The organism is Geodermatophilus marinus (genome assembly GCF_003428645.1).
GTDB lineage: Bacteria > Actinomycetota > Actinomycetes > Mycobacteriales > Geodermatophilaceae > Geodermatophilus.
Genome location: NZ_QVQH01000003.1, coordinates 157,977 through 170,797 on the forward strand (window position 1 = coordinate 157,977; position 12,821 = coordinate 170,797).

General features: G+C 78.0%; 12 protein-coding genes. 9 read left to right on the top strand and 3 right to left on the bottom strand.

What is annotated here, in order from left to right:
* Positions 1 to 145 precede the first annotated feature (145 nt).
* The 6 genes from D0Z06_RS04835 (at position 146) to D0Z06_RS04860 (ending at position 7,423) form a co-directional block, all read left to right on the top strand.
* Entirely contained in the window at positions 146 to 466 is a 321-nt protein-coding gene (locus tag D0Z06_RS04835; protein WP_117376245.1) for a DUF6504 family protein, read from the top strand.
* A 17-nt stretch (positions 467 to 483) separates the two neighbouring features.
* Entirely contained in the window at positions 484 to 951 is a 468-nt protein-coding gene (locus tag D0Z06_RS04840; protein ID WP_233517449.1) for an SAV_6107 family HEPN domain-containing protein, read from the top strand.
* Positions 948 to 4,748 carry a DNA polymerase III subunit alpha gene (locus D0Z06_RS04845; protein WP_117376247.1) on the top strand — a complete coding sequence of 1,267 codons (3,801 nt, stop codon included), beginning with the start codon at positions 948 to 950 and terminating at the stop codon, positions 4,746 to 4,748. The genes D0Z06_RS04840 and D0Z06_RS04845 overlap by 4 nt, the downstream gene beginning before the upstream one ends.
* Positions 4,749 to 4,863: 115 nt before the next feature.
* Complete coding sequence (locus tag D0Z06_RS04850) at positions 4,864 to 5,349, top strand: VOC family protein (protein WP_117376248.1); 486 nt, start codon at positions 4,864 to 4,866, stop codon at positions 5,347 to 5,349.
* Between the two features lie 167 nt (positions 5,350 to 5,516).
* Positions 5,517 to 6,257 carry a methyltransferase domain-containing protein gene (locus tag D0Z06_RS04855; RefSeq protein WP_117376249.1) on the top strand — a complete coding sequence of 247 codons (741 nt, stop codon included), beginning with the start codon at positions 5,517 to 5,519 and terminating at the stop codon, positions 6,255 to 6,257.
* On the top strand, positions 6,254 to 7,423 hold the full coding sequence (locus D0Z06_RS04860; RefSeq protein WP_117376250.1) for an alkaline phosphatase family protein: 1,170 nt from the start codon (positions 6,254 to 6,256) through the stop codon (positions 7,421 to 7,423). The genes D0Z06_RS04855 and D0Z06_RS04860 overlap by 4 nt, the downstream gene beginning before the upstream one ends.
* Positions 7,424 to 7,429: 6 nt before the next feature.
* On the opposite strand, the gene D0Z06_RS04865 is transcribed toward D0Z06_RS04860, so the two are convergent.
* The 3 genes from D0Z06_RS04865 to D0Z06_RS04875 form a co-directional block, all read right to left on the bottom strand.
* The gene (locus tag D0Z06_RS04865) at positions 7,430 to 8,377 is read right to left on the bottom strand and encodes a sucrase ferredoxin (protein WP_117376251.1); all 948 of its coding nucleotides are present in this window, start codon (positions 8,375 to 8,377) and stop codon (positions 7,430 to 7,432) included.
* A complete protein-coding gene (locus D0Z06_RS04870; protein ID WP_370453288.1) occupies positions 8,374 to 9,405 on the bottom strand; it encodes a cupin domain-containing protein in 1,032 nt (343 codons plus the stop codon). The genes D0Z06_RS04865 and D0Z06_RS04870 overlap by 4 nt, the downstream gene beginning before the upstream one ends.
* A 239-nt stretch (positions 9,406 to 9,644) precedes the next feature.
* Positions 9,645 to 9,986 (bottom strand): BatC protein, encoded by a 342-nt coding sequence (locus D0Z06_RS04875; protein WP_117376253.1) that lies wholly within the window; start codon positions 9,984 to 9,986, stop codon positions 9,645 to 9,647.
* A 461-nt stretch (positions 9,987 to 10,447) separates the two neighbouring features.
* Between D0Z06_RS04875 and dinB the strand changes: the two genes are divergently transcribed.
* From dinB to D0Z06_RS04890, 3 genes are all read left to right on the top strand, one after another.
* Positions 10,448 to 11,641, top strand: coding sequence for a DNA polymerase IV (gene dinB / locus D0Z06_RS04880; RefSeq protein WP_117376254.1), 1,194 nt, complete (start codon positions 10,448 to 10,450; stop codon positions 11,639 to 11,641).
* Between the two features lie 208 nt (positions 11,642 to 11,849).
* Positions 11,850 to 12,239: a DUF3040 domain-containing protein gene (locus tag D0Z06_RS04885; protein ID WP_117376397.1), complete on the top strand. Its 390-nt coding sequence runs from the start codon at positions 11,850 to 11,852 to the stop codon at positions 12,237 to 12,239.
* A gap of 128 nt (positions 12,240 to 12,367) precedes the next feature.
* Complete coding sequence (locus D0Z06_RS04890) at positions 12,368 to 12,778, top strand: DUF2750 domain-containing protein (protein ID WP_117376255.1); 411 nt, start codon at positions 12,368 to 12,370, stop codon at positions 12,776 to 12,778.
* Positions 12,779 to 12,821: the final 43 nt, after the last annotated feature.

Here is a 12,821-nt window from a genome sequence, read left to right on the forward strand (position 1 = left end):
TTGACGTCGTCGGCGGGGTCGGGTCTACTCGACTCGTTCGAACACGTGTTCGAGCAGTAGCCGGCCCCCCGCCGTACCCGGATCTTCCCCACCGGGTGCGGCGGGTCGGGGTCGGCCGGGTGGTCGCGAACGGTGGGGAGTTGTCATGAGCCGGGTGCTGGGCGGGGTCGGCGGTCGGGTCGGCGAGGAGGTGCAGGTCGAGCGCGGGCCGCTCGGGCCGGTGCAGTTCTGGCGCGGGCAGTCGCGCTACGAGGTCGGCGAGCTGCTCGACTCGTGGGTGGAGACCGCGCCGTGGTGGCGGCAGGGGGAGGCGGGCGGCGCCTCCGCGGAGCTGGTGGCCACCCGGGAGGTCTGGCGGGTGGAGGCGGTCCGGGCCGGGCGCTCGCGGATGAGCTTCGCCGGGGTGTACGACCTGAGCTGGGACTCGTGGGGCAACCGGTGGTCGCTCGTGCGGGTGCACGACTGATGGGGGCGGTCCGCGTCATGGCCGATCAGCTCCCCCTCCCCCCGCCGCTGCCGGCGGCGGCCGCGCAGCTGCTCGACCAGGCCACCCGGGCGCTGGCCGAGGCCGCGGCGAGCACCGACGCGCGCGAGCGGTACGCCACCGCGCACCTGGGCGCGCTGCGCGCGGCCGCCGCGGTGCTGGCGGCCCGCACCCGGCCGGAGTCGGGGCGGCGCCGTCCGCGCAGCGCCTGGGTCCTGCTGGGCCAGGTCGCGCCCGAGCTGGGGGAGTGGGCCACCTTCTTCGCCGCCGGGGCGGCCAAGCGGGCCGCGGCCGAGGCCGGGCTCTCCCGGGCGGTGACCGAGCGGGAGGCCGACGACCTGGTCCGCGACGTGCGCGCCTTCCTCGCCGTGGTCGAGGAGCACCTGGGGCGCACGCCCCTGCCCGAGTCCCCCCGGCTCGCCCGCCCGCGGGTGGTCGGCGGCACCGAGCACCGGAAGCAGAGGTGAGCGGCGACCCCTTCGTCCACCTCCACGTCGCCTCGGGCTACTCCATGCAGTACGGGGCCAACCACCCGGCCGACCTGGTCGCCCGGGCCGCCGAGCACGGCATGCGGGCGCTGGCGCTCACCGACCGCGACGGGCTCTACGGCGCGGTGAAGTTCGCCCTGGCCTGCCGGGCGGCCGACGTCCGGCCGCTGTTCGGGGTGGACCTCGCCGTGCTCCCGGGGGTGGACGGCACGACACCGCCGGCCCTGGCCCCGCTGCTGGGGGAGGAGCACGCCCCCGCGCTGGCCCGCTCCCGCCGGCCGGGCGCACCGGCCGGCACGCCCGGCCGCCGGCGGGTGCCGGTGCGCGGCGGCAGCAGCGTCGACCCGCGCCTGCCCCGGGTCACCTTCCTGGCCCGTGACGGTGCGGGCTGGCGCTCGCTGTGCCGCCTCACCAGCGCGACGCACCTGCGCGGCACGCGGGGGGAGCCGGTCGGCTCGCTGGCCCTGGCCGCCGAGCACGCCCCCGGGCTGGTCGCCCTGCTCGGCCCGGGGTCCCCGGTCGGCCGGGCGCTGGCCGCCGGGCGGGCCGACGTGGCCGCCGAGCGGCTGGCCGCCTGGCGGGCGGTCTTCGGGCCGGGGTCCCTGGTGCTCGAGCTGGTGCACCACCGGGGCCGGGGCGACCGGGCCCGGGCGCAGGCGATGCTGCGCTTCGCGGCCGAGCAGGGCGTGCCCGCGGTGCTCACCAACGCCGTCCGGTACGTCGACGCCCTCGACGCCCCCACCGCCGACGTCCTGGACGCCGCGCGCCGGCTGGTCCCGCTCGACCTGCGGCACGTCGACCGGCGCACCGCCGACGGGTACCTGAAGTCGGGCAAGGAGATGGCCGAGGTCGCCGAGGACGTCGTCGGCCCCGACCGGGACGCCGTCCTGCGGCTGCTGGAGCGCACCGCCCGGCTGGCCGAGCAGTGCGCCGTCGACGTGCGGGCCGACCTCGGCATCGGCACCGTGCGCTACCCCGAGCTCGACGTGGTCACCGGCCCCGCCGAGCGGGGGATGGACCCCTCGCAGGTCCTGCGGGCCCGCTGCGAGGCCGGTCTCGGCCGGCGCGGGATGGCGCCGACCGAGCGGGTGCGGGTGCGGCTGGAGGAGGAGCTCTCGGTCATCGACGCCCTCGGCTACCCGTCCTACTTCCTCACCGTCGCCGACGTGGTGGACCTGATCAAGGGCCTGCGGGTCCGCGCCGCGGCCCGGGGGTCCGGTGCCGGCAGCCTGGTCACCTACCTGCTGGGCATCTCCGACGTCGACCCCATCCGGTACGGGCTGCTGATGGAGCGCTTCCTCTCCCCGCTGCGCCACCAGCTGCCCGACATCGACATCGACGTGGAGTCCGCCCGCCGGATGGAGGTCTACGACGCGGTCATCGAGCGCTTCGGTGCCCACCGGGTCAGCTGCATCTCGATGATGGACACCTACCGGGTGCGGCACGCCATCCGCGACGTCGGGGCCGCGCTCGGGCTGCCGCCGGCCGAGATCGACGCGGTCGCCAAGGCCTTCCCGCACATCCGGGCCGGCCAGGTGCACGCCGCGCTCAGGGACCTCCCGGAGCTGCGGGCCAGCCGGCTCGGGTCGCGCCGCGGCGGCGGCACCGGCGACCTCGACCTGCTGTTCGACCTGGTCGCCCGGCTCGACGGGCTGCCCCGGCACATCGCCCTGCACCCGTGCGGCGTGCTGCTCTCCGACGCCACGCTGCTCGACCGCACCCCGGTGGAGAACAGCTACCTCGGCTACCCGATGAGCCAGTTCGACAAGGACGACGTCGAGGAGCTCGGGCTGCTCAAGCTCGACCTGCTCGGCATCCGGATGCAGTCGGCGATCGCGCACGCGCTCGACGAGGTGGCCCGGGTCGACGGGCGGACCGTGGACATCGACGCGGTGCCGCGCGACGACCCGACGACGTTCGAGCTCATCCGGAGCACCCGCACGCTGGGCATGTTCCAGATCGAGTCCCCGGGGCAGCGGGAGCTGGTCGGCAAGTTCGGGCCGGAGTCGTTCGAGGACATCGTCATCGACATCTCGCTGTTCCGGCCCGGGCCGGTGAAGAGCGACATGGTCACCCCGTTCCTCATGGCCCGGAACGGCTGGCGGGAGCCGGTCTACCCGCACCCCGACCTCGCGTTCTGCCTCGAGCAGACCGCCGGGGTCGTGGTCTTCCACGAGCAGGTCCTGCAGATCGTCGCGCGGATGACCGGCTGCAGCCTGGCCGAGGCCGACGAGGTGCGCCGGGCGCTGGGGGAGAAGGACGCCCACCCCGAGGTGCGCGCCTGGTTCATGCCCCGGGTGCTGGCCGAGGGCTACCCGCCGGAGGTGGCCGAGCAGGTCTGGGAGGTGCTGGTCGCCTTCGGGTCCTTCGGTTTCTGCAAGGCGCACGCCGCGGCGTTCGCCCTGCCCACCTACCAGTCGGCCTGGCTCAAGGCCCACCACACCGCGGCCTTCCTCGCCGGGGTGCTGACCCACGACCCCGGCATGTACCCCAAGCGGCTGATCCTCGACGACGCGCGCAACTTCGGCGTGCGGGTGCTGGGCCTGGACGTCAACGCCTCCACCAGCACCTACCGGGTGGAGCGGCTGGCGGACGCCGACGACCCCGCGAGCGCCGACGACCCCGGGGGGCGGGGCGCCGCCGGCCGGACGCGGCCGCCCTGGATGCCGGCGTCGATGCCCGACCCCGCGCGGTACGGCATCCGGCTGTCGCTGGCCGACGTGAAGGGCATCTCCGAGGAGGAGGTGGCCCGGATCGTGGCCGGCCGGCCCTACCGGTCGCTCACCGACTTCTGGCACCGGGCATCGGTGTCCCGGCCGGTGGTCGAGCGGCTGGTGCTGGCCGGTGGCTTCGACTCCCTCTACGGCTTCGGCGTGCGCGACCGCGAGACGGGCCGGCCCACCCGCTCCCGCCGCGAGGTCACCCGCCGCGACCTCCTGCTGCAGATCGGCGAGCTCGACCGGTGGAGCCGCAGCGGCGCGCGGGCGGGCTCGCACGGGCAGCTCAGCCTCGACCTCATGGGGCTCGGCGCGGGGGCCGAGGCGTCCGACGAGGCGGGGGCGGACGGCGAACCCGGCCTGGAGTGGGCCGAGGGCAGCGGGTTGCCCGAGTTCACCGACGCCGAGCTGGTGCGCGCCGAGCTGGAGGTGCTCGGCCTGGACGCCAGCCGGCACGTCGTGGACTTCTACCGGCCGTTCCTCGCCGCGGTGGGCGCGGTGCCGGCGGGGGAGCTGCTCGGCTGCCGCAGCGGGGCGGAGGTGCTGGTGGCCGGGGTCAAGGTGGCCACGCAGACCCCGCCGATCCGGTCGGGGCGCCGGGTGGTCTTCGTGACCCTGGACGACGGCACCGGCTGCGCCGACGCGACGTTCTTCGAGGACGCGCAGGGGCCCTACGCCGCGACGGTGTTCCACGGGTGGCTGCTGGTCATCCGGGGGGTGCTGCGCCGGACGGGCCCGCGCGGGGTGTCGCTGCGGGCCACGGGCGCCTGGGAGCTGCCGGCGCTGCACGAGGCGTGGGAGGCAGGCGGGGCGGAGGCGGTGGCCGAGCACATGGCCGCGCCCGGGGGGTACACCGAGGAGGCGATCAGCGGGGCCGCGGCCTCGCGCGGGTCCCGGCCGGTGGTGGTCAAGCCGGTGCTCGTGCACCCGACCGGGTTCCGGATGTCGCCCTACGCCGACATCAGGCCGGCCGGGGACGACGCCGCCACGGCCGCCCGACGGGCCGCCACCGCGCCGCGCAAGCTGTGGCACTCCAGCCCCGGCAGCTCCGGCCACTGAACCCGCGTGGCCCGACGGCAGCGCACCCGGTCCGCCCCACCGGCGCCGATGAGTCCTGCGGCTCCCCGCGGTCCACACCGCGAACGCACCCGCACCCCAGGGAGGAGCACCCACCATGCCACAGCAGATCCCGTGCCTGTGGTTCGACGGCCAGGCCGAGCAGGCCGCCCGGCACTACACCTCGATCTTCCCCAACTCGAGCATCGGCGCCATCACGCGCTACGGGCCCGACATGCCCCCGCCGATGCAGGAGGGCGACGTCCTCACGGTCTCCTTCACCCTCGACGGCCAGGAGTACACCGCCCTCAACGGTGGCCCGCAGTTCCCCTTCACCGAGGCGGTCTCCTTCCAGATCATGTGCGCCGACCAGGAGGAGGCCGACCACTACTGGACCCGGCTCACCGAGGGCGGCGAGGAGAGCCAGTGCGGCTGGCTCAAGGACAGGTTCGGGGTCTCCTGGCAGGTCGTCCCGGTCGAGCTGCTGGCCCTGACCGCCGACGCCGACCCCGGCCGCGCCCAGCGGGCCACCCAGGCGATGCTGCAGATGCGCCGCATCGACCTCGCCGCCATCCGCCGCGCCGCCGACACCGTCCCCGCCTGAACCGGCCGGGCCGCACGACGGCGGCACGCCCGCGGACGGCGGCGCCCCGGGGGACGGCGGCGCCGCGAGGGCGGCGGCGCCGCGAGGGCGGCGGCGCCGCGAGGGCGGCGGCGCCGCGAGGGCGGCGGCGCCCGGTGGCCGGCGGCCTCCGCCACTAGGCTCGACGGGTGCCGCCGTCCGCCCCCGCCTCCGAGCAGCTGCCCACCCGCGCCGCCGCCGTCTGGGCCGCCCTCGACCCCCTCGTCGGCGCGGGCAGCGCCCTGCGGGTGCTCGACGTCGGTGGCGGCAGCGGGGTCTTCGCCGTCCCGCTGGCCCGCCTGGGGCACGAGGTCACCGTCGTCGACCCCAGCGCCGACGCCCTGGCCACCCTCGCCCGGCGCGCCGGCACCGCCGGCGTCGGGGAGCGGGTGCACGGCGTCCAGGGGGACGGCGACCTGCTGCACGAGGTGGTCCCGGACGCCGGCGGCTTCGACCTCGCGCTGTGCCACTCGGTCCTCGAGGTGGTCGACGACCCCGCGACCACCCTCGGCGAGATCGCCCGCAGCCTGACCGCCGGCGGAACCGCCAGCGTCGCGGTCGCCAACCGGGCCGGCGCGGTGCTGGCCCGCGCCGTGGGCGGCCACCCGACCGACGCCCTGGCCCTGTTCGAGGGCCCGGGCCCCGGCGGCGCCCGGTCGCGGCGCCGCTTCACCCCCGCGGACCTGCTGGACCTGGTCACCGGCGCCGGGCTGACCGCCGGCTCCTGGCGCGGGATCTCCGTCGTCGCCGACCTGCTCGACGTCGTGGGCGCCGACGCGGCCGCCGACGCCGACCCCGCCGCGGTCCGGCGGCTCGAGCTCGCCCTCGCCGGCACCTCGCCCTACCGGGACGTCGCCGGCGGGCTGCACGTCCTGGCCACCCGCCCGTGACCCTCCCGGCCGACCTGGCCGTCCCGGCCTACGGCGCGGGGACGCTGGCCGACGTGCTGCCCTCGGCGGCCGCCGCCCTCGGCGTGCCGGTCGAGCGCGACGGCCTGCCCGCCGACCCGCTCGGGCTGACCGCCGCGCTGGCCGGCGCCCGCAAGGTCGCCGTCCTGCTCGTCGACGGCCTCGGCGCCGACCTCGTGCGCGCGCACGCCGACCTCGCCCCCACGCTCGCCGCGCTGGCCACCCCCGCCGGGGACCTCGCCGCCCCCTGCCCGAGCACCACCCCCGTCAGCCTCACCAGCCTGGGCACCGGCCTGCCGCCCGGCAGCCACGGGGTGCTGGGCTTCGTGACGGCGGTGCCGGGGGAGGAGCGCACCCTCAACCACGTCCAGTGGGCCGACGACCCCGACCCGCGCACCTGGCAGCCCCGGCCCAGCGTGTTCGAGCGGGTCGCCGCCGCCGGCGTGGAGGTCACCGCGGTCGCGCCGTACGCCTTCGCCGGCTCCGGCCTCACCGCCGCCGCCTACCGGGGGGCGCGCTACGCCGGCACGGTCGGCGCGGGGGACCTCGCCGGGCGGGTGCTGGAGGCCCTCGCCGCCGCGCCGCGCACCCTCGTCTACGGCTACACCGCCGAGCTCGACCTGACCGGGCACGTCCGCGGCGTCGACTCGCCGAGCTGGCGGGCCCAGCTCGCCCTCGTCGACCTGCTCGTCCGGCAGGTGGTCGACGGCCTGCCCGCCGACGCCGCCCTCCTGGTCACCGCCGACCACGGCATGCTCGACGTCCCGGCCGCGACCCGCCTCGACCTGGACGCCGCCCCGGAGCTGACCGAGGGCGTGCGGCTGCTCGCGGGGGAGCCGCGGGCGCGCTACGTGCACACCGTCCCGGGCGCCGCCGGGGAGCTGCTGGCCCGCTGGCGGGAGCTGCTGGCCGACCGGGCGTGGGTCGTGGGCCGGGAGGAGGCGGTCGCCAGCGGCGTCTTCGGCCGGGTGGACGACGCGCTGGCCGACCGGATCGGCGACGTCGTCGCGCTCGCCCGCGGGACCTGGGCGCTCACCGCCACCGAGCGCGAGCCCGGCCCCAGCCGGCTGGTCGCCTACCACGGCTCCCTCACGGCGACCGAGCTGGCGATCCCGCTGCTCACCGCGCGGGGGCGCGCGCTGGTCTGAGCCGCCTCAGCCCGCCGGGCGGCCGGCGGCCGGCCGGGCGGACCACAGGCGGGGGTGCGCGTCGTGGGTGGCCCGGCAGGTCAGCCGAGCACCTTCGGGCCCGGGCCGGCTGGCCACCTCGATCACCACGTCCCCGTGCGGGCCGGCGAGCGTGACCACCCAGCGCTCCTCCTCGGCCCCGGCCGGGGTCAGCCGGCGCACCTCGCGCGCCGGCAGGTCGTCGACACCGAGCAGGCCCAGCTCCTCGCGCGCCGCCTGCTGCGCCGCCTGCACCGGCGGGGCGGTGCCGGACCGGCCGCGCAGCCAGGACGGCGCCACCTCGCCGGCGGCGTGCGCGGCCACCAGCGGGGCGCCGTCCCCGGGTACCTGGCCGTAGTAGAAGCCGTGCGGCAGCACGAGCACGTTGGCCGCGAACCGGCACCCGCCCAGGTGGCTGCACTCCCACACGTCGTCGGCGGGCATCGCCTGCGCCAGCGGCCTGCCCCGCACCGCGCAGCAGGCGTCGTGCCCGCCGTGCGCGCACACCAGGTAGGTCGGTCCGTCCGCCGGGCGCCCGGCCGACCCGTCCCAGGGGGCGTCGACGATGTCGGCGTCGTCCTCGCGCACCGACCACCACAGCCCCTCGCGCCCCGGCCGGCCGTCGGCGTAGGCCCACCGCCGGCCGGTGTCGGCCAGCCGGTCGCCGGGCCGGCGCACCAGCAGCACCCGGACGCCCTCCTCGCGCGCCCGGTGGGCCAGCCGGGGGGCCACCGCCGGGTCGAACCGGGACTGCGTCAGCGCGTCGACCCCCCACGGGCCCGGCTGCTCGACCAGCAGCCAGCGCTGGGCGGGGGAGGCCGTGCCCACCCCGGAGTCCCCGCGGGCGAGGGCGCGCACCGAGCACCGGTCCGCGCTCAGCCGGCCGGCCGGCCGGCCCAGGACCCGGGCCGGCCGGCGGACGTCCGGACCGGTCACGCGGTCGCGTCCGGCACGGTCGCGACCGACTCGGTCACCAGCCGCCGAGCGAGGGTGAGCTGGTCCTCGGCGTCCAGGCCGGGCAGGTCGCCGACCTTGAGCTCGCCGGCCGCCAGCAGCTCGGCCAGCGCCGGCCGGGTGCTCGCCGGCAGGTCCAGCGACCGCCGCCCGAACAGCAGGGTCACCCGGTCCCCGGTGGCCTCCCGCAGCGCCGTCCGCAGCCGCCGCCGCACCCGCAGCACCGTCCCCGGGCCCAGGGCCGCCGCGGCCGTCGCCTGCGCCAGCGGGGCCACCGGCTCCGGGCGCACCTGGGCCCAGGTGCGGGCCCGCAGCCGGTCGGCGACCTCGTCGGGGTCGACCCGCCCCAGCCAGTCGCGCAGCCCGGTGAGCACGGTGGCGAGCTCCTGGCGCACCCCGGCCGGGTCCGACAGGTCCAGGCCCAGCGGCAGGGACCGGCGCAGCTCCGGGTCGTCGGCGGCCAGGGTGCGCACGAGGTCCAGGGCCGACTCGGCGGCCGCGAACCGGGTCACGGAGTGCACCCCGACGGTGAGGTGGGCGCTGATCCGGCCGAGCGCCTCGGCCGAGTGCAGGTAGCCGCGGGGCAGGTAGAGGGCGTCCCCCGGCCGCAGCACCGCGTCGACCACCGGGTCGCGCCGGGCCGCGGCGGCCACGTCGGCCGCCCGGTCGTTCCAGGGCTGGGTGCGCAGCGGGTCGGCGAGCACCGGCTCGTGGATCCGCCAGTGCTTCTCCCCGGCGACCTGCAGGACGAAGACGTCGTGGACGTCGTAGTGCGGGGAGAAGCCGCGCGAGGACGGTGGCGTCACGTAGGCGTTGACCTGCGTCGGGTGCCCGAGGTCGGCGGCGAGCTGGTCGGCGAACTCGATCAGCGGCGGCCAGAGGCGGTGCAGCCCCTGGAGGACGACCGTGCTGCCCTCGGCGAACAGGCGCAGCACCGCATCGCTCGAGACCTGGTCGGCCACCTCGGCGCCCGCGCCGCCGGACGTGGTGAAGCGCTGGGCGTCGACCACCGTGCCGTCCTTGGCGATGCGCAGGAACGGCGTGCGCAGACCGCGGCGGGACAGCAGCTCGTCGACGGCGGCCAGGTCGAGCAGGTCGGCGAACGACCTGCCGGTCTCCTCGGCGCGGACCAGCAGCGGACGGCGGCCCCAGTACTGCGCGGCGAAGACCTCCGGGTCCAGGGCGGTGCACCGACGCAGGGCCGGTCGGAGGGCGCCCTCCGACCGGCCCTGCGTGGTGGGGTCAGCGGTCAGGCCGAACCGTCCGCACCGCCGTCGGCGCCGCCGTCCGCGCCGCCGTCGGAACCACCACCGGCCGCGCCGCCGTCCGCGGGGCCGTGCCCGGCCGCGCCGTCAGCCCCGCCGTCAGCCCCGCCGTCCGCACCGCCGTCCGCCCCGCCGTCCGCACCGCCGTCCGCACCGCCGTCCGCACCGCCGTCCGCACCGCCGCCGACCGCACCCCCGTCGGCGGGGCCGTGGCCCGCGCCGCCGTCCGCACCGCCGTCCGCACCGCCGTCGGCGCCCCCACCCGCGGCGCCGCCGTCGGCCGGGCCGTGGCCCGCGGTGGTCATGTCGTCGTCGTCGAGCGCCATGCTGCTCCCATCAGGTCGTGGGCCACCGGGTGGTGGCCCTCCGGTCGCTGCAGTACCTCGCCCATCGTGCTCTCACACTCCCCGGGCGACCAGCGGGGACGGCCCTCCCGCGGTGCGCCGGGTGACGATCCGGTCGCGGTACCGCAGCCCGGTCCGGTGCCGGGCCCCGGGGAACCGCAGGAGGAGCCGGACCGACGATCGAGGCAGGGGGATGGCATGACCGGGAGTCGTGCGCCTCCTGGGCGGGCCCGGGGCTCGGGCTCCCCGTCGCGGCCGCGGCCCTCGGCGGCGCGCTCCGCGCCAGGATGTGGCCCGGCGAGCGGGAGCGCGAGGCCGACCGGGTGGGCGTGGTCACGGACCGCTGACACCCGCCCGTCGGGCGCCGGGCCCGCCCGTCGCCCGCTATCGTCCCTGCAGGTCGAACACGCGTTCGACCCGCAGGGACGCGGCGGGAGGTCGGGGTGGCACCGGGACGGGCGGCGGGGTGCACGGTGCTGCACGTCGACATGGACGCGTTCTTCGCCAGCGTCGAGGTGCGCCGCCGCCCCGAGCTGGCCGGGACGCCGGTCATCGTCGGCGGGGCGGGCACCCGCGGGGTGGTCACCTCGGCCACCTACGAGGCCCGCCGCCACGGCGTGCACGCCGCGATGCCGACGTCCCGCGCCCTGCGGCTGTGCCCGACGGCCACCGTCCTGCCGGGGGACGTGGCGCTCTACGCCGAGGTCTCCCGCGCGGTCATGGCCCTGTTCCGCTCGGTCACCCCGCTGGTGGAGCCGGTGAGCATGGACGAGGCCTTCCTCGACGTCGCGGGCGCCGGGCGCCGGCTCGGGGACGCCGCCCAGATCGGCGAGTACCTGCGCGGCCGGGTGTACGACGAGCAGGGCATCACCTGCTCGGTCGGGGTGGCGCCGACCAAGTTCGTCGCCAAGCTGGCCTCCACCTCCGCCAAGCCCGACGGCCTGCGGGTCGTCCGACCGGCCGAGGTCATGGCCTTCCTGCACCCCCTGCCGGTCGGTGCCCTGTGGGGCGTGGGGGCCAAGACCGAGGAGGTGCTCCTGCGGCTGGGGCTGCGCACGGTCGGTGACCTCGCGCACGTCCCCGTGCGCACCCTCCAGCGGGCGGTGGGCCCGGCGGCCGGCGCGCACCTGCACGAGCTGGCCTGGGGCCGGGACCCGCGGCGGGTGGTGCCCGACGAGCCCGAGCGGTCCACCGGCCACGAGGAGACCTTCGGCACCGACGTCGACGACCCGGCGGTGGTCCACCGGGAGCTGCTGCGGCTGGCCGAGCGGACGGCGGGCCGGCTGCGCGCGGGCGGCTGGCTGGCGCGCACGGTGACGATCAAGGTCCGCTTCGCCGACTTCACCACGATCACCCGCAGCCGCACCCTCGGCGTCCCCACCGACGTCGGGCAGGAGCTCTACGAGACCGCCCGCGCGCTCTTCGACGCCCTCGGCCTGGACCGGGCGCGGATCCGGCTGGTCGGCGTCCGCGCCGAACGCCTGGTCGAAGCCGGTTCCGCGCCCCGGCAGCTCGAGCTCGGCGCCCGGGAGCACGGCCGGCGGGACGCCGAGCTGGCCGCCGACCGGGCCGCCCGCCGGTTCGGGGCGGGAGCGGTGCGCCCGGCCACCCTGCTGCAGCGGGGAGGCCCCCGGTGAGCGGCGGCGCCCCCCGGCCGGGAACCCCGTACCGGGCCCGTTCGTCGTCCTCCCCGGAGTCGCGGGCCACCCGCGAGGGTGATCGCCCGCGATCCCCGGCGGGTCGGCGCCGGCTCGCCTTTCGCGCCCTGCGAAGGGCTCGTATCCTCGAAGTCACCGTCGGCGAACACTCCGACGGGTACTGGCTCAGGCCCAAGTGGAGGTCGACGTGCCGCTCTCCGAGCACGAACAGCGCCTGCTGGAGCAGATCGAGCGCGCCCTCGTCGATGACGACCCCAAGTTCGCCTCGTCGGTCCGCAGCGGCGACCGCCGCCTCAAGGCCCGGCGCAGGTTCCAGCTCGGTGCCCTGCTCGTCCTCGGGGGGCTGGCCCTCCTCGTCGGCGGCGCGGTGATCCCCTCCGTGCCCCTCGGCGTGCTGGGCTTCCTGGTGATGTTCGGCGGCGCCGCGCTCGCCGTCCTCAACTACCGCGCGGCCACCGGCACCGTCGAGGCCGGCCCCGGCGGTGCGCCGGCCGGGCGCGGCCGCGGGGGCAAGCCCCGTCGCCCGCCCATGAAGAACCGCCTCGAGGAGCGCTTCCGCCGCCGCTACGACCAGTAGGCCGGGGCCCCGAGCCCGGACCTCGCTCCCGAGCCTGAGCCAGACCCCCGACCGAGGTCTCCCCGACAGCCGCCGTCCCGTCCCGGGCCGGCGGCTGTCGTCGTCCCCGGGCCCGTCAGGAGGACACCGTGCCGCAGCAGCCGGAGGACCGGGCCACCCCCGCCGGCACCCCCGCCGACGACACCCCCGAGGACGACGCCACCGCCGCCGTCTGGGACCGGCTCGGCGCCGACGGCGGCCTGTGGGCCTGGGGTGACGCCGACGGCGTCGTGCCCTGGACCAGCGACGACGGCACCGACCTCCTGCCGCTGTGGACCAGCGCGGCCGACGCCGAGGCCGAGTGCCGCGCCGACGCCGAGCCGGGGGAGCGGCCGGTCTTCCTCGCCGTCGACGAGCTGCTGGCCGAGGTCCCCGACTGGGTGGCCGCCGGCGTCGCCGCGGCGGTGCTGCAGCCGGCGGCCGGCCGGGCCGCCGGCACCGTCGCCCTCGACGAGCTGACCGACCGGCTGCTCCGGGCCCAGGTGGACATGCGCGGCTGAGCCGCCCCCGCCGCCGTCCCCCGGCACCGGTCCCCGCCCGCGG